The sequence below is a fragment of the Streptomyces albospinus genome (assembly GCF_014648695.1).
In the GTDB taxonomy this organism is placed as follows: Bacteria; Actinomycetota; Actinomycetes; order Streptomycetales; family Streptomycetaceae; genus Streptomyces; species Streptomyces albospinus.
The window spans coordinates 31,799-56,235 of record NZ_BMRP01000044.1 but is presented as its reverse complement, the minus strand read 5'-3'; the positions used below and the strand labels follow the sequence as shown (position 1 = coordinate 56,235).

Here is a 24,437-nt window from a genome sequence, read left to right as displayed (position 1 = left end):
CCCGCGCTTCCACCTGCACTTCACGCCCACGAGCTCGTCCTGGCTGAACCTGGTGGAGCAGTGGTTCGCAGAGCTCACGCAGAAGAAGCTCAAGCGCGGCGTCCACCGCTCCGTCCAGACTCTCGAACGCGACATCCGGGCATGGCTGGCCGACTGGAACGAACACCCGCGACCGTTAGTCTGGACGAAAACCGCCGACGAGATCCTGGACAAAATCGCAGCCCACTGCCACCGAACCTCTGACTCAGGTCACTAGTCGTGCTTGGTCAGGCTGATAGCGGTTCTGGTGCGGTGCGGTGACAGGTGGGGCAGGCGCCGATCCAGACCGCGAGGAGTAAGTGCAGTTGGCGGGCGACTTGGTAGAGGCTCAGGCCGACGCCGTTTCTTTTGGGGACTGGGTGATGCGCTGGAGTGTGCAGAAGGCGTTCACGACGGAGACGAGGGTGACGTGGTGGTGCCAGCCTCGCCAGGTGCGGCGCCCTCGAAGTGGGCCAGGCCCAGGGCCTGTTTCATCTCGCGGTAGTCAAGCACCCGTTCCGCCTTGCGCCGCTCCCGGCCGCGGCTCATCCGCAAGCCCGGCCATCCGCCGGGCAGCAAACCGCGAGCCGCGGGTCGCGGTGTTCGATGCAGCTGGCGGCGCCGCGCTCCGGTAGCGGGCTGCGGCGCCCAACGAGGTCGATCCTATGCTGACGGACGTGCAGCTACTGGGTATGAGCAGTGAGGACGAAATGGTCGCCTGCTTCCTGAGCGGCGAGCTGTCCAGCCGTCGGTTCGGCCGCAACCTCCGGTCTCACCTGGCGGCAGGTGGGCACGCCGAGCAGTTGCTGACGCATCCGGACCTTTCCGACGCGGGGGCGAACTTCGCACGTCACGTCGATCACGCCCTCGCGTTCGGCGACATCCGCGGCTGCGGCAGCCACCGACGCATCGCCGCTCACGCCGCTCGGGACGAACCGCACTCCGAGCGCGGCGGCGACCTCCGCCCCCCTGCTCTGGGTCGAGGGCGCGTCGTGGTGCTGTGGTGTCCTGGTGAGACGGCATCGGGAGCGGTTCAGCCGCAGAGCGCATCGTTGAGGACCTTGTCGATGGGCTTGCCGATGGCTTCGTCGGCAGGCCAGTCGGCGAGGTTCGCGGAGAGCACCACGCGCTGTTTGCCGTCCCTCGTGGTGAACGCGAGCGTCGCATAGCCGGGGATGCCGCCGGTGTGGCCGATCGCCGTACGCCCGCAGCTCAACTCACGCACTTTGAGCCCGAGTCCGTACCCCGCTCCGGGTTCCTTGGTGGCCACGGTGTGGTTCATTTCGTTCCACTGCGCGGGCCGCAGCAGCTTGCCTGACGTGAGCGCCATCAGCAGCTTGTCCATGTCACCCGGCGTGGAGATGATCCCCCCAGCCGGCCCCGCAAGGGACGGGTTCAGCGCGCTGATGTCGGTCTGCCCCATATAGCCGTGCGCGTGCGGCCCGGGTATGACGGAGCTGTCAACGGGCACGACCGTGTGGCGCATCCCCAACGGTGCGATGACCCGGTTTTGCACCTCGGTGGCGTAGGAGTGCCCGGTCACTCGCTCGATGATCAGCCCGGCAACGAGGTAGTTGGTGCTGGAGTAGCCGTAATCGGTGCCGGGCGGGAAGTCGGCGGGCTTGGCGGCGGCCCGCCGTACCTGGTCGGTCATGTCGTAGTGACGGAAGCGGTGACGGATGAACTCCTCGCCCTGCGGCAGGTCCCGCGCGACGTCATGCAGCCCACTGGTGTGCTGTAGCGCCATCCGGACGGTGATCTTGTCGCCCTGGGGCACCAGCCCCGACGGCAGATAACGCGAGATGGGTTCGTCCAGCAACACCTTCCCCTCACCGACGAGTTGGAGCAGCGCCACCGAGGTGAACATCTTGGTGGTACTGCCGACACGGAACTGCCCCTCAGGCGGCACCGGGGTTCCCGTCTTCTGCGCACCCCCCGACCTGGCCAGCCAGGCCCGGTCGCCCTCGGTTACCTTTACCTGCGCGCCGACCGCGCCCCTGTGGGTGAGCAGGTCCAGATCGCGCCGGACCTTGCGGGCCGTACCGGAGTCCGGCTCGCTGTCCGAGCCGCGCGGGCCGTGCGGCCGGTCAGCCGCCGTGGCGGTGGCGGGAACGGCAAGGGTGCCCATCGCCGCGGTGACAAGCAGGCCGGTGAGCAGGGTACGGGAGACGCGCATGGTGCCCCTTGGTGTCGTGTGTCGGGTGATGTGCGTTCGCCTAGTCTGCGCGCCTCGTTTGCGCGGGTCACGGGTGCTGGCACCCCACTTGGGGGGCGGATTTCCCAACCCCCGGGACACCACAGTCCGGATCGTGATCGCGCTTGGCGATAGCCGTCCCGAATGAGGTTCGGTCGCTGATCTTGCCTGTGTGGATGGTATTTGCCCAGCGCGGAGGTGTGGTGTCGGTTGGTCTCGGGTGGCGTCGAAGGGGGTTCGGGCGTGGGTCGACTCCGAGATGGCTCCCCAAAGCGGCAGCCACGGCACGGGCACTGTCTGCCAGTCGTCCGGGCGGAGCTTATGGGCGGTGCCCGATCGACCGACGCCCAGCTTCAGGATCGTGGGCAAAGGCTTGCCGATGTTCCGGATCCGGGCAGATCGACGTCGGTGAGTGCCGCGGGCGCCGTGATGCCGCGCAGGGAAATTCGCTGGCACGCTTTCCGGTGATCTTGTTACGGTGCTGGGGACCGCAGATCGCGGATCCCCTACCGGGCCTGTGTGCCCTAGGAAGAGTGTGTTCATGCCCCGGACCGCGCCGAGCGCGCCTCGCAGCACCGCGTAACCGTCCGTCTCTCCTGCCGCCATTCCTGCGCGGCGACCGGACGTGAGTTCCGGTGCCCTGTATCGCCAAGCAGCACCCTGCCCGTTCTTGGGCGGCGTGTGCGTGGCCTCTTCGTCGAGGACCTCTCGGCCGGCTCTTGCTGTCATCGCAGACTTTTCAGCAAGGAGCACTACGGGTGTCCAACATCAGCAACAACACTCTCAAGGTCGACACGTTCACCTGCGCATGGTGCGGTCTGACCGTTTCCACCTTCGCCGCCGACGGCACGCGGCGCAACCACTGTCCGTCGTGCCTGCACTCCCAGCACGTCAGCGACCACGTCAAGGGCGGCCCGAGCCAGTGCCACGGCCGGATGACCCCGATCGCCATCGCCGTGCTGCGCACCGCTGACTGGATGCTCATCCACCGTTGCGTGCGCTGCGACGAACTCACTTCCAACCCGGTGTGCGCGGACGACAACCAGCTCATGCTGATGCGCATGGCCGTCCGCCCGCTCGCACAGCCGCCGTTCCCGCTCGAAGCCCTCGGCAGCCTGTGACCCCGGACGGAAGGAGGAACACCGTCATGCCACGACGTAAACAGCCACGCGGCCGGGACCGGTCGGCACGGCGTCCGCAGCGGCACAAGGACGTCCTGCACGGTAACGGCGGCCACCGCGCCCACGACTTCCGGTGCGTCAACTGCCGCCTGGACGTATCCCTGACCGCCCCGGGCACGGCTCACCGCAACCACTGCCCGAACTGCCTGGCCAGCCTGCACGTCGACCGCCGCATCCCCGGCGACCGCGCCTCCGACTGCCGCGGGCAGATGGTGGCACTGGCCATGTTCACGCGGCCGGACGGCGAATGGATGATCGTCCACCAGTGCCTGACCTGCGGTGAACTCAGCGCGAACCGCATCGCCGGCGACGACAACGCCCTCGTCCTGGTACGCCTGGCGCTCAAACCGCTCCAGGACACCACCATGGCCAGCCGCACCCTGCTCACCCTGTAGGGAGGAAGCCCGGGGGTACCGGTGCGCAGCACCGGTACCCCCGCCGACCTGCTCGATCAGCAGCCGGAAGCCGTGGCCACCAGGGCCGACGCGGGCACCTTCGGGTGGTAGCGCGCCGCCTCGCCTGCCGGCTGGTCGTGCACGGCCCAGAACCTGCACGGGGAGGCCGCCCAGCAGGTGGCCGATGCGGGGTGCGTCTCACCCGGAGTCGAGCACCACCAGGATCTCCGGGTCCCCAGGCCACATCAACAGCATGAAGGAGGCCTGGCACGCCTGAGTCAGGCCAGTCAGACCGCGGGCGCCGGCCCGGACGGCCCCCGGCGGGGACGGCGAACCCTTCGTGCGTCCTCTCCGGGGTCACCGGTCAGCTGGCATCAGCTGCCGGACACCACGGTCGTCGCCTGCCCGGAACATGGCGCTTCCCTCGACTGCCGAAACGGCTGTACCGAAACCGAGTCGTCGCCATTGGCCGTCGCGCGCAGCCCGGCAGCGGACGCCGCCGGCAGCGAGGTGCGGTGCCCTCTTCCAAGGCCCGCTGAGAGATGATGCGTGCTGTGCTTCCGGCCAGGCTCTCTGAGTTGCGGCTCCTCGCGACGGTTCCTACACCTTGGGAGGCTCTATGCCCATCTCACGCTTGGCGTCAATGACGGGTCCGTCACCGGATCGTTGGGTTTTGTAGCCCTTGGTGCGGGGTGGAGGTGCGGGGGTCGGCGGCTTCGCAGGGGGCGCCGGTGGCGTGGAGGCCGTCGGGTTGCTGGTTGCGGTTGTGCGGGGGGCGAGTCGCAAGACGCGACGCAGGAGGGTGCCGGGGGCGCGGGAGGGTTTGGTCGTCGGGCCGGGCATGGCGTAGCGGACCATGTGGTCGTCGGTTGGAGCGGGTTCCCGTGATCGCGGGCGGGGCTGGTGCGGTCGGCGCTGGGCGGCCTGCTGCTGGTCGGCGTGGACAGTGCGCTCGCCCTGCCGCTGGTGATGATTGGCATCGCTGCCCTGGCGCTGGGTACCGGCCCGCTGTTTGCGCTGGGCGCCGGGCTGGTCGTCGGGCGCGTACCGCCGGAGCGTGCCGACTCGGCGGCGTCGATGTCGGTGACCGGCAACTGCTTCGGCGGCTCGCTCGGCTTCGCGTTGCTCGGCATGGTGGCCGCGGTGGTCTGACGCGGCCGGATAGACGGCACCTGCGACTCGCTGTCCGGCGCGGTAGCCGCCAGCGGGCGCCTGCCCGCCGGCCAGGGCACCGAACTGCTGCACATCGCGCGGCGCCGCTCACCGCAGGCCTGTACGTCACCGGCGTCCTCGCCGCGATCACCTTCGCCAACGTGGCCGTACTGGCCGTACTGGCCGTGCGCCTGCGCCTGCGCCTGCGCCTGCGCCCGGCAACCCGGCGGACCACCCGGCCGCACTCCCCCGCTGCGAGACGCCTGGCTCGTAGCACCCTGCCGAGGCCGATGCCGGCCCCACTCCGCCGAACCTGCCGGCGGGAGCGGACCGGCGTCGGCCAGGAGAACGGCCGGCTTCAATGACGTTGGCTACGGCGGCTCTTGAGCATCAGGGCATCGGAGAACGAGCCGATGTTCGCGGTGCCGCCCCTGGGAAGAGCCTCGGCCAGCATGGCGTGGTACGCGTCGGGGCGGAACTCGGCGAGGGAGAGGAAGCCGTCGCGGAGGTAGCTGGTGGGAGAGCCGTGGCCCCGGCCGTTCGTTCCGTCGACGCGTCCGGCGTACTTGTGCGGTCCCTTGGTCATCACGTCGACGAACATGTCCGCGAGCGGGGTCATCATGGCCGGGGTGATGCCGTATCTGCCGGTGAGGTACAGCTGGTAGATGCCCGCGCAGTCCAGACTGCCGTGGTTGGAGTCCTCGCCGGTCGACTGCGATGGGGAGTAGCCCCAGTCATAGGCGGGTTTGCCCGCGGGATCGGTGTACTTGCGGGTTGTGGAGAAGAACCAGTTCACGCTCGTGCTGACGAGCCGGTCGTAGTGGGCGACGCGCGGTGCGTCGTCGCCCAGGATCTGATGGGCGATCGCCAGGTTGGAGAAGCCGTAGTCGAACATCATCTGCTGGTTCCACGGCACCGGTTTGCCGCCCTGGTAGGGCGAATCCGCCGCGAAGTACTGGCGGTTGCCGCGGGAGACGTCCAGCAGCCGGGCCAGGATGTGCTCGTCGACGGCGGCATCGGCTTGCGCGACGTATTTCTTCGCCCGGTCGAGGTAGGAGGCGCCGTATCGGTGCGGGTCGCCGGTCGGCACACGGTGGTGCCAGATGGCGGGCGTCTGGAGGATCTGCCGTGCGCAGTTGCCGAGGTGGCCGATCGAGTCGCCTTGCTCGCCGCCGGTGCCGACGGGCTGAGCGGTGACGTTGTTCGGCCAGGCGGGGTCGATCTTGCCGGTCCACAGGGTGTGTTGGCCGACCGGGCTGGGAGCGAGGTCGTTGCGCTCGAAGAGCACGGCGTCGCAGAAGCCGATCATCCGGTCGAGTATGGCCGTGTCATGGGAGATCTCGTAGACCCTCCCCATGGCTTTGGCCGCCTGCCCGCTTGGGCCCTGGGCCCAGTTGTTGCCTGTGTTGTCGGGGGCCGGGGTGAGAGTCCGGACGTGTGCCGTGAACGACTTGATCTCGTTCGGTGTCACCGGGCCGTCCCAGCCGTCGATACGCATCACCGGGCCGCCGGCAGGTGCCTTGCCGGGACCGCCGGGTCCTTGCTTCTCGGCCGGATCGGGGGGCCTCGAGGCGTTCGCGCCGGCCTTTTTGTCGCCGCCTGACCCCGTCAGCACACTGCCGAGTGCGATCGCGGTGCCGAGTACGCAAAGGAGCGCCACACACCCGACGATTATCTTGACTGGTTTGCTTCTCACGGATCAGTCGACGTCATCCGCGTGCTCCCGGTTGCGTGGGACCCGGGTTCCGTCACCAGCCGTGCTCTCCGCTACGCCGGTTCGGATCCGTGCCCTCACCGCCATGCCGCCCACTTCTTCACCGCGAACCGGCCCTCTACGCGCCGCACTTCGGCCGCTCCCGGCCCGGGAAAATGCGCAGGGAACAGCAGGGCGCCACGGTCCGCGGTCTCCCCCAGCACCCGGCGCCGGCTTTCCCGTGCGCGGGGCTCGTCCTCGTCGAAGCTGGGGCAGTCGTACGGCTCGACGATCTGTAGGGGGCTGTGCAGCAGGTCCCCGGCGAACACCGCTCGGTCGGTGCCCGACCGCAGCCATACGACGCAGGAGCCGGGCGTGTGGCCGGGGGCGGGCTCGATACGGAGCTGGGCGTCGATGTCGTGGTGTTCGCCCTCCCACAGCACGGTCTGTCCGGCTTGGTGCACGGGGGCGACGCTGTCCTCGAAGACATTGGCCATCCGGGGGCCGGCGCGGGTCCGGTGTCCGTTCGCCGGGTTCCAGTAGTCGAAGTCGGCGCGCGAGATGACGTACTGGGCGTTGGGGAAGGTCGGTCGCCACTCCCCGTCGTCGGTCCGGCAGGTGTTCCAGCCGACGTGGTCGCCGTGGACATGGGTGCAGATCACCGTGTCCACGTCCTGCGGTCGGACGCCCGCAGCGGCGAGCTCCCCGAGGTAGTGGGTGTGCAGATGGTGGAAGGCCGGCATGGCCGGGCGCTCCCGATCGTTGCCGATGCCGGTGTCGATCAGGATGGTGCGACCCTCGCTGCGGATCAGCCAGGTCTGGATCATGATGCGGACCTCGTCGGCGGCCGGGTCCAGGAAGACGGGGGCGAGCCAGTCCTCGTACGCCTGCCAATGCTCGACGGGCACGTCGGGGAAGACATAGTCGCGGGCGCGGCCTCTGGCAGGCAGCTCTACCACGCGGGTGATCTCCACCTTTCCCAGCGCGATGGTGTCCATGTCCTCAGCCTGCGCGCCAGATGCCGCAGGCGCTACCGGCCGCATGACTGCACTTGACTGCGCCTCGGCGAGGAGCGGGATTCGGCAGGATCACAGGCATCGCGCACCGCGGGATGACCGGGACCTGATCGCGTGCCCTTTGGGCTTCCCGGACCTGGGAATTGCGCAAGAAGCGAATAATTCCTCTTCACCAGTACAACGGGAAGAACTGCAACTGATGCAACAGTGCCCGGCCGAAGGGCACGGGGGGATCCCCTGCTTGCGAGCGTCGTCGTCATGGCGTGATCATCCGACCAGCGATCTCTCTTGACCCGCCTCGACAGTTCCCCGTTTCCGCAGGTCAACGGGGTGGCGGAGCAAAGCGAGGGTGATGTCTTTCTCGATCTTTCTCGATCTTTCTCGGGCCTTCTTCATCGTCATGTTCCCACCACGTTCCCAGCCGGGGATTTCTGGGAACGGCGTTTCAGAGGAGGCCGTGCGTCATGAGGGTCGGGCGGCCGACGCTTTCCGATGAGCATCGCAGACGTTTTGATAGGTGCAACATACCCTTGCCTTTTGGGCAAGGGGGACTCGACGCTGCCGACCATGGCCAGACCGCTACCTCGTCCCTGCGCAGCACCCGCCAAGCGTCACACGGTGGAGCGCCGCACGGGTGTGGGCGACGGTGCCCCGACATGCGGTGCTCGGGTGCTCAGAACACAAGCGTGCGCCAGCCCTGGGTGATCTGCTCCCGGACGGCGTTCGTATCCAGGAGCGTGAGACCCGTCCCTTGCTGGGCCGTCAGCAGCTCCACCAGGGCCGCGCCGTCCGCCGGGCGCCCCGCCGGATCGCGGGTCAACGCCCGCCCGACGGCCGCCGCCAGAGCCGGGTCGAGTGCGCGCACCGCCTCCAGCCCGGCGGGCTCGGGCCCGGTGTCCACGATCCGGCGGATCACCGCACCCGTGCTGGCCGCCGCGAACGGGCTGATGCCGTGCGCCGCGGACACCACGCAGCACGCCCATGCCCAGACGTCGGCTGCCGGGCCGACGGGCTCGTCACCGAGCTGCTCCGGCGCCATGTACGTCAGCGTCCCCGGTCCGCCGCCGGTGCGGGTCAGCCGCGTACCGTCGACGATCGCCGCGATGCCGAAGTCGAGCAGGCGCGGTCCGGCGGTGGTCAGCATGATGTTGGCGGGCTTGAGGTCCCGGTGGACCAGGCCGAGCCGGTGCACCTCGGACAGGGCGACGGCCAGGGCCAGCGCCAGGGCCCTCAGTGCCTCGGCGGAGCGGATCGTGCCCTGCTCCCGCAGATGGACGTCGAGGGGTCGCCCGTCCAGCAACTCCATGGCCAGATACGGCCGTCCGGCGTCCACCCCGGCATCCAGTACCCGGGCGGTGTAGGCGCCGGAGACCATGGCCAGCACCTCCGCTTCGCGCTGGAAACGGCGCAACAGCTCGTCGTGGTGGAGGAGTTCGGGATGGATGGTCTTCAGGGCCACCTGCGTCGCCGCCCCCTCCCGCCGGGCGAGGTACACCGTGCCCATCCCACCGGACCCGATCCGGCCGAGCAGCTGGTACCCGGCGATCGTCCGTGGTTCGTTCGGGTGCAGCTCATGGTAGGCGACCTCGCGGGCTGCCTGTGGCGTGGCACCGGCACCCCGATCGGCCTGGGTCGGTAGGTACGCGCCGGGCCTCGCGGGTGGAGAGGCCGGAACGGGCGGCGCGTACGGGACGGGCTGCTCGGAGTGCACCGTCTTCGCGTACGGGGAGGGCGGACTGTACGGGGTGGGCTGGAGCGGAACCGGAGCGGTGGCGGACCGGCGCCTCCAACTGGTCACGAGTGCGACGACCTGGAACAGCAGGGCGGCCACCACCACCCCGACCGGTACGAACACGCCGACCACCACCCGAAGAAGGATCAGGCCGGCCAGCCGACCACGCATCTCGGGTGAGACCCAAGGCCCCGCGGGTATACCGAGTTTCAGCAGGTTGCGCTGCGTCAGGAGCCAGAGGAAAACCCAGAGCACCAGAATCGGGATCCCGCCGACGAGCAGCCACAGCTGCGCGGTTCCGTAGGGGACGTCCAACTCCATGGCGAGGGCCGGGGCAGCTCCCAAGCCGATCGGCTGCGACAGCACATCGAAGCCGGCAACGAAATCGCCGCGCAGCAGGAGTACCAGGCCGATGCCGCCTGCGACTCCGAGCGCCAGCTCCCCGAGGGCTGCCGCCGGGAACCCGTCCGGCGACGCACTCCCGCTTCCGGTCGCCAACGCCCGTTGATACGCGGACCGTTGAGCGCGCAACAGCAGCGGCAGTGACGCCAGTCGCACCACCAGCGTCAGTACGGCCACGACCAGGAGGCCCGAACCCAGCGAAATCACCATGTAGTCGATGTCCGTCATGCTTCCCCCGTGCTCCCCCTGTGCACCCTGTCGACCGAGCAGGGGGAGTATATGTCCGCTTGAGATCACGCCGGGAGACAGGTCGGGCGGCAATGGTCACGTCCGTCCGTGTGACTGAGTGAACCAGGCGCTCATTCACACCCGGCCACCACCTCACCCAGCGGTTCCAGGTGACGCCTTACTGCCTGAGCCTCGGCGCCACCGATCCGGTCACCGAAGGCCCGTTGCCCACTGATCCGTGATGGAGGCAGGTCGCCCCGCCCATGGCCGGCAGCGGCGAGGATCCGTATTCCTACGACGGGAAGACCGAGAAGCGGGAACTTCCGCAGGAGATGGTCACCCCCATCGCCCAGCACAAGTACGACAACCGTGTGGCGTCATGCTCGACTGCGTGGGCGAGGGAATCAGTCACACAGTGCCACGAGGATCCGACGCCCTCGTGGCGGATGCACGGCGAGCTCGTGGGCCGGGATCCCCACCACATCTTCGGTCGCTACGGGGGCGCCGGGGTGAGCGCGTGCGCTGTGGGTGCGCTCCGCGCGCTGCGGCACCAAGCCTTACGCGACGGCCTGCGGGTCGTCACCATCACCATCGGCTCACCTGCACCGAGCGCAGCGCGCAGGAAGGACCGCGGTGGGCCACGGAATGAAGCCCGCTTCGCGGGGCCAGAAGGGAGACTTGATGAACCTCCGACTCGCCCCCGCCGGCGCATAGCCGCTGTCCTGACCGCCCTCGCCCTCGGCGCCACCTGGCTGATCAGCGCAGCCCCCGCCCACGCCGCCATCCTCTGCCCCGGCCAAGTCGAAGTCGCCTCCACCGCCGGGGACTTCTGCGTCACGCCACTCCCCGCTCCTGGGGCAACCGCCAGTGCTTCAGGCGCCACCACCAACACCAACAACACCCCGGCCCCGGTGACAGTGATCAGCGAAACCGGATCACTCACGGTCGCGTCCGACGACATTGTGGATGTGAACTTCACATTCAAGGAAGAAGTCAAGGTCATCTGAGACGGGGAGCGGAACGGCGGGCGCAGCTGGGGAACAACCCCCGGTGCGCTCGACCCGCGTCCCGGCCGAAGCAGTCGGACCGCTGCATGGCACAGGGCTGGACGTGGGCCGCTGCGAGTGCCGCATCAGGCAACGTTCGCCCTGTCGGGTGGTCTGGCCAGTGCGGGTTCAGGGCGGATTGCGATGCCCGTCGGAAGCCTGATGTGCTCCGTGCCGTCCCGGGGGCGTCTGACGCAAGTCGGCGTCGGCATGTAATGACTTTTGGCGCGAGCGTCAGAGCTGGTCAGACGTCCGCACGCAAACGAAAGGCCACGTGAGAGACTTAGCTCATCATTTCCAGAGAAATTGGTACGTATGGTGAGAGACGTGGACGACATAACTGACCCCCCTGGCGCCCAACATTGGGTTCGGGTGAAACCGCGGCCTCTGGCGGCTGCGGGGACAGGGCTGTGTGTCGCGCTGCTGTTGGCCGCACTGTCGCTTCTACTGCTACCGGCGGCCCAGCATCTGCGCTCTCTTCAGGGCGGCGTGCAGGCTCCAGCGACGCTGCATGAGGCCGGCCCGTGCATATTGGGCGATTGCCGGGTCAAGTTCGAGGCCAACGAGCGGACCGTGGTCGCGAATCTGCCGGTGGGCAGCAGCGGCGGGAAGAGGAGTGTCGGCGACCGTATGACCGTCCGATACCAGGCGGACGACCCGCGGATGGTCGCCCATGAAGACGATGTGGATGGCGGCGGGGCGGCGGCGTTGGCGATGACGTCGGGTGTGGGGGCCCTGGCCTTCCTGCTGATGTCGGTCATGGCAGCGGTCCACGCAGTACGGCAGCGGCATTCTCGACGCTAGTGCCGCATCGGGCAACGTTCGCCCTGTCCACGACCGCGCGGAGACGTTCGTCGGCGGCGTGCTTGTTTCGCCAGGATATGTAGCGGCGGATCACGCTCCCCTGCTTTTTGTGGCTTGCGTGGTCGGTGCCGTCGAGGGCGAAGTAGCGCACAGCGGTGAACTGGGCCTCGATCCGGTGGAGACAGGAGCTGTTGGTCGGGGTGTAGGCGATCTCTGCGTTGTTCGCCGCTGCCCACTTCGCGACCCGCTGGCACCGCTTCGTGGTCAGGTGGGGTGAGTGGGTTGTCGCAGACAATCGCGATGCGCACGTCCATCGGGTGCAGTGAGCGCAGGTAGCGGCAGAACTCCAGGAACATTGACCAGTTCTTGGCTTTCTTGATGTGTCCGCAGAGCTGGTCCTCGGTCAGGTCGCAGGCGGCGAACAGGTGCCTGACCCCGTGCGGGCGCGTGTAGGTCGCCCGCCGGCGGGGCCGGGGCTCGCGATCGGGGTCCTGGTGCCTGCCGCCGCGCTCGGCCCGTTGTCGGCCCGGGTGGTGCTGGAGGTTGAGCGGCCCGAACTCGTCCATGCCAAACACGACTTCGGGCTCGCCGTCCTCGGGTATGACCTCGCCATCGGCGATCGCGTAGAGGTGCACGATCCGGGCCTTCTTGGCGGCGTAGTCGGGGTCGCGTGAGGTCTTCCAGGTCTTCACGCGTTGAAAACGACACGCCCTCCTCGCGGAGCAGGATGCGCAGGCCCTCGTGGCCGATGTCGCCGCCCCCCTCGGAGACCAGGAAATCGGCCAGGTTGGCCAGGCTCCAGGTCGAAAACGGCAGGCCGTGCTCGGCCTGCTTGGATGTGGCGATCTTCTTGACCTCCCGTCGTTCCGGGAGGGTGAAGGTGCGGGGCCACCCGCACCTGTACTTGGGGTAGAACGAGTCGAAGCCGTGGTTACTCAGGCCCCGGGCTCGGAGGCTCTTGTGCTTGCGCGTTCATAGTGCCCGCCGTCCTGGAGCGACTGCCGTGGGGAGGGTCCCGACGATGTTGACACGGCGGCGTGACGACCGGTCAGGGCGATGCCGAGGTGTGATGCCGGATATCCCGCCAGCCGGGCCCGGCGCTGCTCGCTCGCAGGTCAGTGGCAGTCAGGCCAGGCAAGGTCGGGGTCCATCACATGGAGGATCCGCAGCGAGATCAGGCGCAGTTGGTCGATCTGCTCGGGTTCCAGGGGGTCCATGACGAGTGACCGTACGTGCTGGACGTGGCCGGGCGCGCTGTCGGCCAGCTTCCGGTAGCCCTGCTCGGTGAGGAGGGCGTTGGTGTAGCGGCCGTCGTCGGGGCAGGGCTCCCGGCGTACGTAGCCGTGCCCCTCCAGTCGCTTGACCACGTGCGACAAGCGGGAGAGCGAGCCGTTGGCGAGGACGGCGAGCTCACTCATCCGCAGCGTGCGCTCCGGCGCGTCGGAGAGGGCGGCCAGCACGAGGTACTCGAACTGGTTCAGGCCGGCGTCGTTGCGAAGCTGGGCGTCCAGGGCAGCGGGCAGCTTGATGAGCATCGCGCTGAACGCCTTCCAGGCGTCGAGCTCGGATGCGCTCAGCCAGCGCGGCTCGTCCTTGTTCATGCCCATGACCTTAACCGATCACTTGACGCTTCAAGTGACGCAGCCTATTTTAGTTGAAGCTTCAATATGTCGCTGTCTCGGAACCCTCATGATCGGAATTCCATGAACACCTTCCTCTGGATCCTCACCGGACTCCTCGCCGTCCTGTTCCTCGCCGCCGGTGCAGCCAAGCTGCTCCAGCCCAAAGAGAAGGTCGTCGCGACCTCCGGCGCCTGGGCAGCGGACTACTCACCCGGCGCGATCAAGGCGATCGGCCTGCTGGAGATCCTCGGCGCCCTGGGTGCCGTCCTGCCTGCCGCGGTCGATACGGCCGTCGGCCTGGTGCCCGCCGCGGCCACCGGACTCGGACTTCTCATGATCGGCGCCGGCGCCGTGCATGCCAGGCGCGGTGAAGGCCGAAACGTCGCGGTGAACGCACTCCTGCTGGCCATGGCGGCGGTCGTGGCCTGGGGGCGATTCGGGCCGTACGCCTTCTGACGGCGAGCGTGCAGAACTGCAGAGGGTGGCGCGGTGGCCATGAGATGTCAGCACTTCACGGAATGCGCTGGAAGGGAAGAACGCGACACTGTCATGGTCCGGCTCACCGACCCGGTAGCCCTCCCCGCGTTCGGCTCGGCCGCGGCAAACCACTGTGTCGTACAGCTGGAGCTGCCCGCCCTCGAATCCACGGGGGCGGCAGTGTCGGCAGAACCCGGAGTCATCTGACCGCCGATGCCGGCCTCGGTAGAACGGAAGGGGGCGCCCAGTGCGGGCGCCCTCTTCAGCGCTCTCACCGGCCGTACCAGCGGAACGCGGAAGGCGAGCAAGAGGAATGAAGACCATCAACCCGGCCGCAGCCCTCATACTGGCGGCGCGTTCCGCGGTCATGGCCATGACCGGCATCACCTCCGCGCACAGCGGCGCGGACACCCACGGCACGGCCGACAACGACCCGGGCGTCAGCAGCGGCACCGTGACCTAGTCGCCGGTAGCAAACCGGAGAACTGGTGCGGCAACACCATCAACGTCACCGGAGCCCTCGGCCCACCTTCGGGAACCCCTGCACAAACCGCTGACCTTGTTTTTAACCCGGCCCGCGGCTCGGCGGTGAACTTCCCCGGCGAGATCGACCCAGCCTACGAACGCGAGCTCGCGCAACTCGACGAGCACGGCCGACGGCCCCTGCGGACAACCGGCACTGCGGGCCCGGGGCAACCACGCCCCCACCCAGGTCGGCTGCCTCCGGATCTTCACCGACAAGAAGTCCGGCAAGAACGTCGAACACGGGGAACCCTGGAAGGCACTCGACTACGCCCGCGAAGGCGACACCCTCGTCGTCCCCTCCCTGGACCGGCTCGGCCGCTCCATCCAGGACCTCATCGCGATCGTGGCCGGCTTGCCCAAGCGCGGTATCGACTTCACCTCGCTGCACGAGAACCTGGAGACCGCCACCCCCAGTGGCCGGCACTTCTTTCACGTCGTCGCCGCCCTGGCAGAGTTCATCCGCGAACTCACCGTCCAGGGCACCCACGAAGGACTCGACGCCACCCGCGCCCGCGGCGCCCGCCCCAGCCGACCACCCGCCAGGACCGAGCAGCAGATCCGGCACGCCCGAGACCTGCTCACCCAGCCGGAGAACACGGTCGTCTCGATCGCCAGGCTCCTCGACGTCAGCCGGAATACGATCTACAACTACGTTCCCGGGCTCAAGGGTGGACGCGACGCGCTCCCTGACACGACGGACGGGCCCGCGTTGCCACAACCTGGACAACCTGCGCACTGACCCCATGTTCCCGCAGGTCAGCGACGTCCGTCCGTTGCTTCTGCGGCGGATACGACGGCGTGGGCCCCGAATACCTGCCCCCGCCGACGGCGCCACAGGACCTCGTCGAACTCTGCTTGAAGTGTGCTGCGTAGCACTGCCATCGGCTGGCCGATGCCCACCCAGCTGATGCGTAAGGGCGGGGGACCGTGATGCAGCCACAGTTGGGGCGGCCTCACCACCACAGCTCTGTCAGGCGTCAGGCAGGTCGGATGGCGATGGTCTTGTCCTTCGCGAAATGGGCCGTTCAGGTCGCCTCACGGATCGGAGGGGATCTGGAAAGCCGTCAGCGAAGGGACGCGGCCTTCTCCAGGAATGTGTCGAGTACTCCGTCCGCGACCTTTACCGTGCCCTGCGGCCGGGTTGCCCCGGGAATGGTTCGGATGACTGACGCCTGCTTCGCCAAGGCTCGGGAGCGGGTCTGTAGCTCGTCGGCTCTCGGGGCGTCTCCGTTCAGCCGTGCCGTGAGGCTGTCGCAGGTAGTGGTAAGGGCGTGTGCCCAGAGGGCCATCGCGTCGAGCCAGGGTTCAGCCTCTGTGATCAAGGCTCTGTCCGGGACGTGGGCGGTGATCCGCTGGGGTGCGTTGACCATTACTGCGGCGTACGCACGTAGACGGGCGACAGCTCGATCTTTGTGGCCTGAGGTCCACAACCTGTCGAACTCTTTCAGGCGGGCGGCGAGGGCGGGTGCTTGGGGTTGCCAGGGTGCGCCCTTCCAGCTGGGTGCCAGGTGCTGGGTGTCGAAGAAGACTCGCAGGGCTTCGGCGGTGTCCGCGTCGCCGTCGGAGAGGTGGTCTGCGGCTGCTTGGGCGCTGACGGCAGGGTCGTAGGCTTGTGGATTCCACGCGTAGTCGGCACCGGTGAATTCGGCTGCTTTACTGGCCGATGCCTGATTCATGGGATTGAGGACCACTCCTGAGAGGTAGTTCCCGAGCGCCCGGGAGCGGTTGGCGTAGGGAGCGAGTAGCAGGCGCCCGGCTGCCTGGTCGGAGTCGTTGACTGGGTAGTTGTCCCAGAGCAGGACGTCGCGATTCCACAGCTCGACGGCTTGTCGTGCCTGATCTGCGGTGATGCTGGTCGGTAGGACGTCGGTGCCGGTCCACATCATCGTGATCCGCTGGTCCAAGCTACGACGCAGGGATTTCTTGTACAGGGTCGCCGACAGGTCGCTGTACTGGGTGGGAACCATTACCAGCGACCTCAACCCACGATGGCGGTCGACGAATTCGTGTTGGATGCGGTTGAGTAGGTCGGACTGGGCAGTGGCCATGGCCTGCTGGGTCACCGCCCCCCACCTGGCGAAGTCCGCCGCACAATTCCACACCGGCAGCGGGTGGATGTCGTCAAAGGCGATCGCGAAGTTGCGGATGCCCAGTTCGTACAGTGAACCGAGCTTGTCCAGGACGGTACGTCGGTCACGCGCCGAGTTGTAGCAGATGGATTTGCCCGGGGAGAGTACGTAGGTGAACCGCACATGGCGACGGCTTGCCGCGTGGGCGAGAACGGACAGTCGCCGGGCTTGCTCAGGCGGATAGCGGTCACGCCACCGGTCGCGCTCGAAAGGATCGTCCTTGGGAGCGTACAAGTACGTGTTGAACTTCATCCGCCCGTAGAAGGTCAGTTGGTCCAGTCGGTCTTCGTGCGTCCATGGTCTGCCGTAGAACCCCTCGACTACGCCGCGCCGTGACATGGCGGGGAAGTCCACGATTGACACACCGGCGACCCGTGACCGGCTGGCAATCTGAGCGAAGGTCTGAGCGGCGTAGTAGACACCGTCAGAGTCCTTGCCGGCCAGCAGCACATCGCCTCGCCCGTTCACCGAATCGGTGGTGATCGCGTACCCCTCGGCAGGAAGCTCTCCGGGGCCGAACGCCGCGCTGCGTTTGAGCAGGGAAGCAACGGCAGGGCTGTCGCTGCGGCCGATCACAACCGTCAGTGCCGTCGGCCGCCCGGCGACCGCAGCGCCTGCGGTGGAAGTGTGTACCTCGCTCGCGCCGGCGGAGCGGAGGGCCTGGACCACCGTCTCTATCGACTGATCGTCCGTGCCGTGGTCGCGCAGTACCTCGACGGTCGACGGGATGTTGAGATCTGGTCCGGTGCGTCGTATTGCCCGCGGCGTCGGGCTGATATGTGGCAGTCCGGGGCCATTCTGGCTGGCGGCTGCGATCCTCGGCGCGGAGGAGCCGGACTGCGATCGTGTGGCCGCGCCCTGCCCTGGGGGTGAGGAGCATCCGGAGAGCATGAACGCACTCATGGCCAGCGTCGCAGCCAGAACCCGACTGATCCGGTTCCCCGTCACTGGCAGCGCCCCCTGCTGACCAGGAGCATCCAGGCAGCCGTAAGCAACACCAGGAACCAACTGCTTGGCACGAGGAGAAATAGCGAGGTGGCGATGGAGGAGTAGGGGTCACCCAACGGAAGGACGAGCCAGTATGTGACGGCACTCGTAGCGATCAGAGCTAGCGTGCACAACGGCCATACCAGCAGCCCGGCCACCTTCACTCGGGTCCGCCAGCCCGGGGTGAGCACCCAAATCAGCCCACCGATCAGATAGCCGGCCACAGGCAGGAGATATCCCCCGAAGACCAGTGCCACCACTGCGAAAGCCTCGCGGCTGCTGTAGGCCCTCTGCCCCATACGACGAGTCCGCGCGGCTTTGGCGACGTCTTCCGGCTGCGGGTTCGGCTGAGGGAGATCGGGTTGATGACGCATGAGATCACTTCCGTGGTGGTCGAAATCGTTAGGGAGATTTGCTACCAGATGACGCAAATCGTTCCAGGAATGGTTTCCATGGCATGGAGATGCACCGAAGTCCGGCTCGGGAACGGGTCCCGACGCCGCGAACGCCCCGGCCATCCGAGGCCCTCGCATGGCAGCGCTGTGGCCTTCACCGGCATCGTCGAACTCCGTGTGCGTGCCCGGCACACCCCTCACGGCACGCGATGTAGCGGGATCACCGAAACCCGCACAGCCCCAACGACTTGGGCCGTCTGCAGCGCGCCCACCTGTATGGCATGCACTGGAAGACTGCGGCGGCGCAGCCAATGGCGCTCGAACGCCACCGCAGGTGTGGAATCGTCAGCGGTCAGCCTGCCCCAGGCCACTGCCCACACGGCACCCTCGTGGCGACCTCGCCGCGCGCCCAGCAACCTGCCGCTGAATGCGTGGTCGACAGAGACGCCCAGCAGGTCCTCACCGCTGAACAATTCGAGCGCGGCTCGGTCGTTGATACCAAGGGCAGGGTGTAACACCCGTCCGCTGGTACCAGAGACGCCACAGCTGTCCTGTGGCGGCCGATTGTTACTGTTCATCAGAATCCTTGCGCAACAGGTGTATTCAACGGGAGAAAACAGTTTGGATCCGGCGGAGCGCCGCGCATGGGTCCTGTGCGGCGTGCCCCGCGTCGGCTGCGTTGCGAGAGAAGCCCTTGAGTGCCGGGCGTTGGCAGGACTACCGCGCGGCATATTTGCGATGTATGGCGCAATTCGCCGGCATGATGCGGTGATCTTCCCGCATCCTCACGTACACAACGATGTTTGGCGCTCTTGACTGCCTTGCTCTTTGGAGAGCGAGCCTCGGTCAGGCTCGATAGTGATCAGGTGCCCCTGGTGAGTTCCGTGAGGACGCGGTGGATGCTGTCGAGTGCGGCGTCAAGGTGATCGGGCTTCAGACCGTGTGTGATCCGAAGATGGTTCTCGACGCCGAAGTGAGCGCCCGCGCTGACCAGAACGTTGCCGCGTGCGCGCAGCGCGTTGGCCACGTCGAGGCTCGCATGGTTGAGGTGGTACTGGACGAAGCCGAGAGCAGTTGCATCCGGCGGGACAATGGACAGGAGTCCGTCGCTGGCGTCGATCCACTGCTGGAGGCGGGTGTAGCCATCGCGGATCAGCGTGCGGTTGCGGGTGAGCAGACGATCGCGGGTGGCTGGGGCGAGTGCGGTTTCGGCGAGGTGCATGGAGAGCTTGCTGGTGGAGATGGTGGCGTACTCGTGGCGCCGCCATGCCGAGTCCATGAGTGTGGGCGGTGCGACGAGCCAGCCCAGACGCAGGCCGGGCAGGCCGAAGGCTTTGGACAGGCTGCCGACGCACACGGTCTTGTCGTAGCGGCCCCAGAAGCTGGGGGTGATCCGGTCGGTGAGGCGTTCGGTACCGCGGTAGACCTCGTCGGCGAGGATCCAGGCGCCGACCCGGTCGGCGGCGGCGGTGATCGAGTCCATCTCGGTCTCGGTGAGGATGGTGCCGACCGGGTTGTTGGGGTTGGTGATGGCGATGAGCTTGGTGTCCGGCCGCACCATGCGCTCCAGGGCATCGAGGTCGGGGCGCCAGTGGTGGTCGGGGTCGAGGGGGAAGGCGTCGACATCGGCGCCGGCGTTGAGCGCGCAGCCGCGGACCTGGCGGTAGCCGGGCTCCATGACGACCACGTGGTCTCCCGGGCTGACGAGGCTGGCGACGGTGATGGCGTTCGCCTCGGCGGCGCCCACGGTGACCAGGACGTTGTCGGGTGCAGCGGAGTGCCAGGCTGCGATCAGGCCGCGCAGGGTGTCGCTTCCGCCGACCGGCGGGTAGTGCAGCGCGATGGCGAGCAGGCGCTGGATCGCCTCGGGGTCGTCGCCGAGGAGTTCGCCCAGGCCTACGGGGTGGCAGCCGCTGTCGGCGAGGTCGTGGGTGACCGTCTGCTCGTAGCGGGACTGCCACTCTTCGAGTGCGAAAGGGGTGAAGGGCATGGTGACCTCTGCTGGCTGAACTGGGTGAGGGTGGGCGGGGTCAGGGGCGTTCAAGCAGGCGAGCGATGGCGAGGTCCTCGACGCCCAGGCCAATGGACCGGAAGAAGACCGGTCGCCCGCCGGACGCAAGCGGGCAGCCGCCGGTGAGGAGCTCGGGCAGGTCGCCGCGCAGGTGCTCGGGGGACCACGGCCCCTTCTCCGCGGCGAGGACCATCTCGCCGGCCGCTTGCCCTGACGGTGGGCCGGTAGTCGCCGTAGACCCCCAGGTCGGCAAGGGCTTCCGGAGCGATCTCGTGGGCGCGCGGTGCGTTGGCGCTGATGGACGTCACGACCGTGCCCGGTGCGAGCGCGGCTGCGTCGATGACGGGCTCGGCCGCCGAGGTGCATAACAGCACGACGTCCGCGCCGGCCACGGCCTCCTCGGCACTCCGGCCCACGACCACGCCTTCGGGGGCGTCCGCCTGGGCCAGCGTGGGGCCGTACATGCGCACCGAGGTGAAGTCCCGCACGGCGCGGGCGTATCGCAGGTGCGCACGGGCCTGGGTGCCGGAGCCGACGACGGCGAGCGCGGCGGCATCGGGCCTGGCCGGTCGACGGCGAGGGCACTGGGGGCGGCGGTGCGCTCCGCCGTGAGCGTGTGGGCGTCACACAGCAGCATCGGTCGCCCGGTGCAGGTGCTCACCACCAGGGTCCAGGCGGCGACGACAGCGGATCGGTTGGTCTGGGGAAAGTACGGCGAGACCTTCACGCCGTGGGCGCCACCGATCACCGCCCGATAGGCGATGACGTCGCCGCCGTCTGGCAGCGGCATGACAGTCTGGGGCGGCTGCACCGCCGTCCCTGCGGCAAGCTCGGTGAACGCGGTACGCAGCGCGTGCAGGACATCGTTGGTAGGCAGGCGGGGCAGTTGCGCCACCACAGGTATTCTGGTGCTCATAATGCGCAACATAATGCACATCAAAGGGAGTGACGTGTCAACACCGTCGGAGAGCGGCCCGACCATGCAGGTCATCGAGCGCCTCGGCCGCGAGGTACGCCGCCGACGCCAGGCGGCGGGCCTGACCGTACAGGGTCTGGCCGACAGCGCAGGGCTCAGCCGCCGGATGCTCACCCAGATCGAACAGGGGACGGCCAACCCCAGCCTGGTGACCATCGACAAGATCGCGCGCGCTCTGGGTGTCGACTTCGCCGCCCTGACCGCTCCACCCGCGACCGAGCCCCTTCACGTCTCCCAAGCGGTCGAGGTCTGGAGCAGCCCCGCAGGCAGTCGTGCCCTGCTGCACGTGGCCAGCGCTCGCCGCGGCGGCCCGGAGCTGTGGGAGTGGACCCTGCAACCCGGCGACCGCTACCAGGCCCAACCCGACCCCCCAGGCTCCGAGGAACTCATCCTCGTCAGCACCGGAACGCTCCTGCTGGAAACCGAAGAGCGGTTGGCCGCCCTGAGCGCCGGAGCCTCCGCCCGGCTGGCAAGCGACCGCCCCTACGCCTACGCTGCCCCCGAAGCCGGGGAACCGACCACCTTTGTCCGCGTCGTGGAGGCCGGCGACTCGCGCACCCGCTGACGACAGCGGCCGACGGAGGAATTCCACCGAGAGTCTGACCAACGGCCACAGCCGCACCCTCTTCGGCTCTGCTGAGGCGGTCCGCGCGGTCTTATGCTCCGCGAGCGTCCCGCGAGCGAGGAGGGAGCCTTGAGGTTTTGGTGTCCATGTCGCTGCCCATCAGAGGGTGTTGGAGTTCCACCACCAAGCGACGCTGCCGGGCAGCTGCCGGGGGCTTTCGGTGGCTCGGAGGGGGGCGGCGGCTACGCCGTCGACTTCCGCGGTAAGGCCCTTGATGTCCTTGACGGACTCGGCATCCTCGCCGAGGCGCGCGGGCACGAAACCCGGATGCGCGGCACGACCTGGTGGACGAGGCCGGCGAGAAGACGGGCGAGCTGCCCGCCGGGGCCTTCGCCGGCGAACTGGAGGTCCCGAAGGCCGACCTGATAAGACCCTCTGGGGGCAATTGCCAGGCCGCCAACCGGAGGAAGAGGGGTTCCTGGGGTGGTCGGCCTGTCAGCCACGACGTCGGCCTCCACAAGGAGAGGAACACCGTCGAGCGCCTGATCAACAAACTCAAGGCGTGGCGGGGCATCGCCACCCGGTAGGACAAGACCCCGGACAGCCACTTCGCCGGCCTCCATCTGCGCGCCGCGCTGACCAGAGCAGCGGCACGGGCCGCCCTGACGACATGTCCGGCGCGCTGCGCGGGCGGCAGGGTGCTGGGCGGGTCGCCGTCGTCGAACACGATCTCGGAACCGCCGGGCAGTGCCGCCACGGAACGGAGGGTCGCGAACACGTTCTCCCGCGTGAGGTACGGGACCACGCCGAGCCAGCTGAAGAAGGGCGGGCGGTGCGGATCGAACCTCGCGGCTTGCAAATCATCGGTGAGAGTCCGCGGTGCGAAGTCCACCGGCAGGAACGTCAGCGACGGCGGCGGGTCGATCCCGGCAGCCGCCGGCATTTCGCGCTTCCACGCCTGGGTCGACGGATGATCCACCTCGAACACGGTCAGGCCCACAGTGCTGTGCGGGTTGCGGCAGGCGAAGGTGTCCAACCCTGCACCCAGCACGACGAATTGACGCACCCCTGCGGCAACGGCGGCGTACAACGCGTCCTCGGCGGACCGACTGCGGGCTGCGATGAACAGCCGCATCAAGCGCCGCTCAGGATGTGCGCGCCTCGCGCACGATGTCGGCCGCGCTCTGACCGAGCAGGCGGATCGCCAGCGGATCGCTGAAGACACGGCCGCCTTCTCTGACTTGGTGGGCCGCGCGATGGCAGCCGCGGACTGAGCGGTAGGACTGGGGCTTCCGAAGCGCATGACACTCAGCCTGCCCTCCCCCATGACCGTGTAAGGCAAGGGAAGACGGGATGGCGGCCAGGGGACGGTTGCGTTCCCGCAAGAAGCAACGCCGAGCAGGAACCTCCGTGCCACCAGTACGCCGCATCGGGCGGGGAACCACAGGGAACAACAGTCCTCCTAGGGCATGATCGCCGCTACTTGACCAGCCTACGCAGGCGCAGGTCAGAAGCCCTTTGCCCCTACCGCCCTCCTGAATGCGGGTGTCGACGGAGCCATGGCCCAACGGGGTTCACTCGATCCTTCTCGACGCCTTCCCGGCGTATTGGCCAGGCGGCACGGAGACGTGGCGCTTGAAGTGGCGAGTGAAGTGCGCCTGGTCGTGAAAGCCGACCTCAACGGCGACCCGCGAGGGTGGGTGGCCTTCCAGAAGGCGTTTGCGGGCCTGCTCGATGCGGGCCCCGGTGACGTAGGCGTAAGGGGTCAGCCCGTACTGCCGCTTGAAGCTGCGCACGAGATGGGGGACGGTCCGGTCAAACCGTCTGGCTGCATCGGCAAGAGTGACTTTGGCGGTGAGCCGGCCATCCAGGAACTCGCGCAGCCGGCGGGCGACGCTCGGTTCCGGCGGAGCCACAGCGGCAGCGCTTGGCTTGAGGTGCCGGCGGAACCGTTCGGCGATCGCGGCCAGCCGGATCTCGATGTCGAGGGGGTCAGGGTCGGTGAGTTGGTCGTGGAGTCGGCTGATGGCGAGGCGCAGTTCACAGTCGTCGAAGGTAGAGGCATCCACGGCAGAACCGACGAGACCTATGGGGAGGAAGGCGCTTTCGAGGTAGAGGTTGCGTTTACGGAACCGGCCGAAGCGCTCCGACGGGTAGCCGTTGTGGACCACCCCGGGCGGGAGGATCGACACGGTATTGCCGGCGGCGGCGTGGTGTCGGGTGTCGAGGTCGTAGCGTATTGCCCCTGCGTCGACGATCAGGACGGTCCAGGTGTCGTGGCAGTGCGCGGGGTAGCGGTATTCGACGATCCGGGCGTGGAACACCTCGGACACCAACGGAACCGGCGGGCGCCAGGCGACGACGCGACACGCGTCGGGTATCTCCTCAGCCACATCAACAACGTACAAGACGGCTGACCAGGGGTCGATCGAGAATCGTTGCCATGGATACGAAACCCGTGAACCTGAGCCAAGCACTGGCGTCCTTCGACGACGTCTACAGCCCGCGGATCGTGGCCCGCATGAACGACTACGACGTGCGGATCGCCCACACCCAAGGGGAGCACATCTGGCACGCCCACGACGACACCGATGAGTTCTTCCTGGTCCTTGACGGACAGTTCGACATCGCCTTGCGCGACGCCGACGGCAACGAGACCACGGTCGTGCTGCGCAAAGGAGACACGTTCGTCGTCCCGAGGGGCACCGAACACAAACCGTCGTCGCCGGGAGGGGCCATCCTCATGTTCGAACCCTCGGGGACCAAGACGACCGGGGACCGCCACGAAGGGGAAGTCCCAGACCACGTGGACAGCACCGCGGGGCACGAACTCGCCTGACCATCTCGTCAGAGCCAGTATCGGAGCCACGCTCGGGCTTGGCTCCGATA

General features: G+C 67.9%; 24 protein-coding genes and 7 pseudogenes. 13 read left to right on the top strand and 18 right to left on the bottom strand.

All coding sequences use genetic code 11. From position 1 onward, the window contains the following. A pseudogene (locus IEZ17_RS34570) lies at nt 1–256 on the top strand (IS630 family transposase); the annotation flags it as partial. Nucleotides 257–367: 111 nt separating this feature from the next. Here IEZ17_RS34570 and IEZ17_RS43280 read toward each other — a convergent pair. The 3 genes and pseudogenes from IEZ17_RS43280 to IEZ17_RS34560 form a co-directional block, all read right to left on the bottom strand. Beyond that, nucleotides 368–525: pseudogene (locus IEZ17_RS43280) on the bottom strand (IS701 family transposase); the annotation flags it as partial. A gap of 176 nt (nt 526–701) precedes the next feature. Further along, the gene (locus IEZ17_RS43995) at nt 702–938 is read right to left on the bottom strand and encodes a hypothetical protein (RefSeq protein WP_268249878.1); all 237 of its coding nucleotides are present in this window, start codon (nt 936–938) and stop codon (nt 702–704) included. 113 nt (nt 939–1,051) lie between these two features. Next, the gene (locus IEZ17_RS34560) at nt 1,052–2,194 is read right to left on the bottom strand and encodes a serine hydrolase domain-containing protein (RefSeq protein WP_189307194.1); all 1,143 of its coding nucleotides are present in this window, start codon (nt 2,192–2,194) and stop codon (nt 1,052–1,054) included. 776 nt (nt 2,195–2,970) lie between these two features. Here IEZ17_RS34560 and IEZ17_RS34555 point away from each other — a divergent pair. The 3 genes from IEZ17_RS34555 to IEZ17_RS34545 all read left to right on the top strand — a co-directional run bounded on the left by IEZ17_RS34555 (nt 2,971) and on the right by IEZ17_RS34545 (nt 4,940). Continuing rightward, nucleotides 2,971–3,333, top strand: a complete 363-nt coding sequence (locus IEZ17_RS34555) for an RNHCP domain-containing protein (protein ID WP_189307192.1) — start codon at nt 2,971–2,973, stop codon at nt 3,331–3,333. A 26-nt stretch (nt 3,334–3,359) separates the two neighbouring features. Further along, on the top strand, nt 3,360–3,788 hold the full coding sequence (locus IEZ17_RS34550) for an RNHCP domain-containing protein (protein WP_189307190.1): 429 nt from the start codon (nt 3,360–3,362) through the stop codon (nt 3,786–3,788). A gap of 903 nt (nt 3,789–4,691) precedes the next feature. Further along, nucleotides 4,692–4,940, top strand: a complete 249-nt coding sequence (locus IEZ17_RS34545; protein WP_229852924.1) for a hypothetical protein — start codon at nt 4,692–4,694, stop codon at nt 4,938–4,940. A gap of 358 nt (nt 4,941–5,298) precedes the next feature. On the opposite strand, the gene IEZ17_RS34540 is transcribed toward IEZ17_RS34545, so the two are convergent. The 3 genes from IEZ17_RS34540 to IEZ17_RS34530 form a co-directional block, all read right to left on the bottom strand. After that, on the bottom strand, nt 5,299–6,438 hold the full coding sequence (locus IEZ17_RS34540) for a hypothetical protein (RefSeq protein ID WP_189307189.1): 1,140 nt from the start codon (nt 6,436–6,438) through the stop codon (nt 5,299–5,301). 293 nt (nt 6,439–6,731) lie between these two features. After that, nucleotides 6,732–7,631 (bottom strand): MBL fold metallo-hydrolase, encoded by a 900-nt coding sequence (locus IEZ17_RS34535; RefSeq protein ID WP_189307187.1) that lies wholly within the window; start codon nt 7,629–7,631, stop codon nt 6,732–6,734. A gap of 691 nt (nt 7,632–8,322) precedes the next feature. Continuing rightward, complete coding sequence (locus tag IEZ17_RS34530; RefSeq protein WP_189307185.1) at nt 8,323–10,011, bottom strand: serine/threonine-protein kinase; 1,689 nt, start codon at nt 10,009–10,011, stop codon at nt 8,323–8,325. A gap of 263 nt (nt 10,012–10,274) precedes the next feature. Between IEZ17_RS34530 and IEZ17_RS34525 the strand changes: the two genes are divergently transcribed. Further along, the gene (locus tag IEZ17_RS34525) at nt 10,275–11,018 is read left to right on the top strand and encodes a hypothetical protein (protein ID WP_189307183.1); all 744 of its coding nucleotides are present in this window, start codon (nt 10,275–10,277) and stop codon (nt 11,016–11,018) included. 366 nt (nt 11,019–11,384) lie between these two features. Further along, nucleotides 11,385–11,861 carry a hypothetical protein gene (locus tag IEZ17_RS34520; RefSeq protein ID WP_308427742.1) on the top strand — a complete coding sequence of 159 codons (477 nt, stop codon included), beginning with the start codon at nt 11,385–11,387 and terminating at the stop codon, nt 11,859–11,861. On the opposite strand, the pseudogene IEZ17_RS34515 reads toward IEZ17_RS34520, so the two are convergent. Continuing rightward, nucleotides 11,815–12,788: pseudogene (locus IEZ17_RS34515) on the bottom strand (helix-turn-helix domain-containing protein); the annotation flags it as partial. The gene IEZ17_RS34520 and the pseudogene IEZ17_RS34515 overlap by 47 nt on opposite strands. Before the next feature lie 188 nt (nt 12,789–12,976). Beyond that, on the bottom strand, nt 12,977–13,462 hold the full coding sequence (locus IEZ17_RS34510; RefSeq protein ID WP_189307181.1) for a MarR family winged helix-turn-helix transcriptional regulator: 486 nt from the start codon (nt 13,460–13,462) through the stop codon (nt 12,977–12,979). Between the two features lie 102 nt (nt 13,463–13,564). Between IEZ17_RS34510 and IEZ17_RS34505 the strand changes: the two genes are divergently transcribed. The 3 genes from IEZ17_RS34505 (at nt 13,565) to IEZ17_RS34495 (ending at nt 15,224) form a co-directional block, all read left to right on the top strand. Next, nucleotides 13,565–13,939 carry a DoxX family protein gene (locus IEZ17_RS34505; RefSeq protein WP_189307179.1) on the top strand — a complete coding sequence of 125 codons (375 nt, stop codon included), beginning with the start codon at nt 13,565–13,567 and terminating at the stop codon, nt 13,937–13,939. A gap of 334 nt (nt 13,940–14,273) precedes the next feature. Beyond that, complete coding sequence (locus IEZ17_RS34500) at nt 14,274–14,423, top strand: hypothetical protein (RefSeq protein WP_189307177.1); 150 nt, start codon at nt 14,274–14,276, stop codon at nt 14,421–14,423. 216 nt (nt 14,424–14,639) lie between these two features. Beyond that, nucleotides 14,640–15,224, top strand: coding sequence for a recombinase family protein (locus IEZ17_RS34495; RefSeq protein ID WP_189307211.1), 585 nt, complete (start codon nt 14,640–14,642; stop codon nt 15,222–15,224). 325 nt (nt 15,225–15,549) lie between these two features. Here the strand turns inward: IEZ17_RS34495 and IEZ17_RS34490 are convergent, their stop codons facing one another. The 7 genes and pseudogenes from IEZ17_RS34490 to IEZ17_RS45045 all read right to left on the bottom strand — a co-directional run. After that, on the bottom strand, nt 15,550–17,517 hold the full coding sequence (locus tag IEZ17_RS34490) for a glycoside hydrolase family 84 protein (RefSeq protein ID WP_229852922.1): 1,968 nt from the start codon (nt 17,515–17,517) through the stop codon (nt 15,550–15,552). A 41-nt stretch (nt 17,518–17,558) separates the two neighbouring features. Then, a complete protein-coding gene (locus IEZ17_RS43275) occupies nt 17,559–18,188 on the bottom strand; it encodes a hypothetical protein (protein ID WP_229852921.1) in 630 nt (209 codons plus the stop codon). 5 nt (nt 18,189–18,193) lie between these two features. Next, the gene (locus IEZ17_RS34480; protein ID WP_189307176.1) at nt 18,194–18,574 is read right to left on the bottom strand and encodes a hypothetical protein; all 381 of its coding nucleotides are present in this window, start codon (nt 18,572–18,574) and stop codon (nt 18,194–18,196) included. A 284-nt stretch (nt 18,575–18,858) separates the two neighbouring features. Further along, the gene (locus tag IEZ17_RS34475; RefSeq protein WP_189307174.1) at nt 18,859–19,986 is read right to left on the bottom strand and encodes an aminotransferase class I/II-fold pyridoxal phosphate-dependent enzyme; all 1,128 of its coding nucleotides are present in this window, start codon (nt 19,984–19,986) and stop codon (nt 18,859–18,861) included. A gap of 40 nt (nt 19,987–20,026) precedes the next feature. Further along, nucleotides 20,027–20,200: a hypothetical protein gene (locus IEZ17_RS43270; protein WP_229852920.1), complete on the bottom strand. Its 174-nt coding sequence runs from the start codon at nt 20,198–20,200 to the stop codon at nt 20,027–20,029. Nucleotides 20,201–20,216: 16 nt separating this feature from the next. Further along, nucleotides 20,217–20,561 (bottom strand): annotated as a pseudogene (locus IEZ17_RS45050) (hypothetical protein); the annotation flags it as partial. Between the two features lie 29 nt (nt 20,562–20,590). Then, nucleotides 20,591–20,923, bottom strand: a pseudogene (locus IEZ17_RS45045) (hypothetical protein); the annotation flags it as partial. A gap of 34 nt (nt 20,924–20,957) precedes the next feature. Here IEZ17_RS45045 and IEZ17_RS34465 point away from each other — a divergent pair. After that, nucleotides 20,958–21,548, top strand: coding sequence for an XRE family transcriptional regulator (locus tag IEZ17_RS34465; RefSeq protein WP_189307172.1), 591 nt, complete (start codon nt 20,958–20,960; stop codon nt 21,546–21,548). Between the two features lie 159 nt (nt 21,549–21,707). Here IEZ17_RS34465 and IEZ17_RS34460 read toward each other — a convergent pair whose 3' ends face one another. After that, nucleotides 21,708–21,866: a hypothetical protein gene (locus IEZ17_RS34460; protein ID WP_189307170.1), complete on the bottom strand. Its 159-nt coding sequence runs from the start codon at nt 21,864–21,866 to the stop codon at nt 21,708–21,710. A gap of 131 nt (nt 21,867–21,997) precedes the next feature. Between IEZ17_RS34460 and IEZ17_RS34455 the strand changes: the two are divergent. Then, a pseudogene (locus tag IEZ17_RS34455) lies at nt 21,998–22,132 on the top strand (IS5/IS1182 family transposase); the annotation flags it as partial. A gap of 74 nt (nt 22,133–22,206) precedes the next feature. Here IEZ17_RS34455 and IEZ17_RS34450 read toward each other — a convergent pair. Further along, a pseudogene (locus IEZ17_RS34450) lies at nt 22,207–22,683 on the bottom strand (class I SAM-dependent methyltransferase); the annotation flags it as partial. On the opposite strand from IEZ17_RS34450, the gene IEZ17_RS43265 reads away from it, so the two are divergent. After that, nucleotides 22,670–22,822, top strand: coding sequence for a hypothetical protein (locus tag IEZ17_RS43265; protein WP_229852919.1), 153 nt, complete (start codon nt 22,670–22,672; stop codon nt 22,820–22,822). The pseudogene IEZ17_RS34450 and the gene IEZ17_RS43265 sit on opposite strands and share 14 nt — an antisense overlap. A gap of 300 nt (nt 22,823–23,122) precedes the next feature. Here IEZ17_RS43265 and IEZ17_RS34445 read toward each other — a convergent pair whose 3' ends face one another. Next, complete coding sequence (locus IEZ17_RS34445; RefSeq protein WP_229852918.1) at nt 23,123–23,881, bottom strand: helix-turn-helix transcriptional regulator; 759 nt, start codon at nt 23,879–23,881, stop codon at nt 23,123–23,125. 110 nt (nt 23,882–23,991) lie between these two features. Here IEZ17_RS34445 and IEZ17_RS34440 point away from each other — a divergent pair, with 110 nt between their 5' ends. Next, complete coding sequence (locus tag IEZ17_RS34440) at nt 23,992–24,387, top strand: cupin domain-containing protein (protein WP_189307168.1); 396 nt, start codon at nt 23,992–23,994, stop codon at nt 24,385–24,387. Nucleotides 24,388–24,437 lie beyond the last annotated feature (50 nt).

Bases quoted from the DNA above. Each gene is read 5' to 3' on its own strand.
- IEZ17_RS34560 (WP_189307194.1), bottom strand. From the start codon at position 2,194: ATGCGCGTCTCCCGTACCCTGCTCACCGGCCTGCTTGTCACCGCGGCG.
- IEZ17_RS34550 (WP_189307190.1), top strand. From the start codon at position 3,360: ATGCCACGACGTAAACAGCCACGCGGCCGGGACCGGTCGGCACGGCGT.
- IEZ17_RS34540 (WP_189307189.1), bottom strand. From the start codon at position 6,438: ATGCGTATCGACGGCTGGGACGGCCCGGTGACACCGAACGAGATCAAG.
- IEZ17_RS34535 (WP_189307187.1), bottom strand. From the start codon at position 7,631: ATGGACACCATCGCGCTGGGAAAGGTGGAGATCACCCGCGTGGTAGAG.
- IEZ17_RS34530 (WP_189307185.1), bottom strand. From the start codon at position 10,011: ATGACGGACATCGACTACATGGTGATTTCGCTGGGTTCGGGCCTCCTG.
- IEZ17_RS34525 (WP_189307183.1), top strand. From the start codon at position 10,275: ATGGCCGGCAGCGGCGAGGATCCGTATTCCTACGACGGGAAGACCGAG.
- IEZ17_RS34510 (WP_189307181.1), bottom strand. From the start codon at position 13,462: ATGAACAAGGACGAGCCGCGCTGGCTGAGCGCATCCGAGCTCGACGCC.
- IEZ17_RS34505 (WP_189307179.1), top strand. From the start codon at position 13,565: ATGAACACCTTCCTCTGGATCCTCACCGGACTCCTCGCCGTCCTGTTC.
- IEZ17_RS34500 (WP_189307177.1), top strand. From the start codon at position 14,274: ATGAAGACCATCAACCCGGCCGCAGCCCTCATACTGGCGGCGCGTTCC.
- IEZ17_RS34490 (WP_229852922.1), bottom strand. From the start codon at position 17,517: ATGAGTGCGTTCATGCTCTCCGGATGCTCCTCACCCCCAGGGCAGGGC.
- IEZ17_RS34480 (WP_189307176.1), bottom strand. From the start codon at position 18,574: ATGAACAGTAACAATCGGCCGCCACAGGACAGCTGTGGCGTCTCTGGT.
- IEZ17_RS34475 (WP_189307174.1), bottom strand. From the start codon at position 19,986: ATGCCCTTCACCCCTTTCGCACTCGAAGAGTGGCAGTCCCGCTACGAG.
- IEZ17_RS43270 (WP_229852920.1), bottom strand. From the start codon at position 20,200: ATGGTCCTCGCCGCGGAGAAGGGGCCGTGGTCCCCCGAGCACCTGCGC.
- IEZ17_RS43265 (WP_229852919.1), top strand. From the start codon at position 22,670: ATGAACAGCCGCATCAAGCGCCGCTCAGGATGTGCGCGCCTCGCGCAC.
- IEZ17_RS34440 (WP_189307168.1), top strand. From the start codon at position 23,992: ATGGATACGAAACCCGTGAACCTGAGCCAAGCACTGGCGTCCTTCGAC.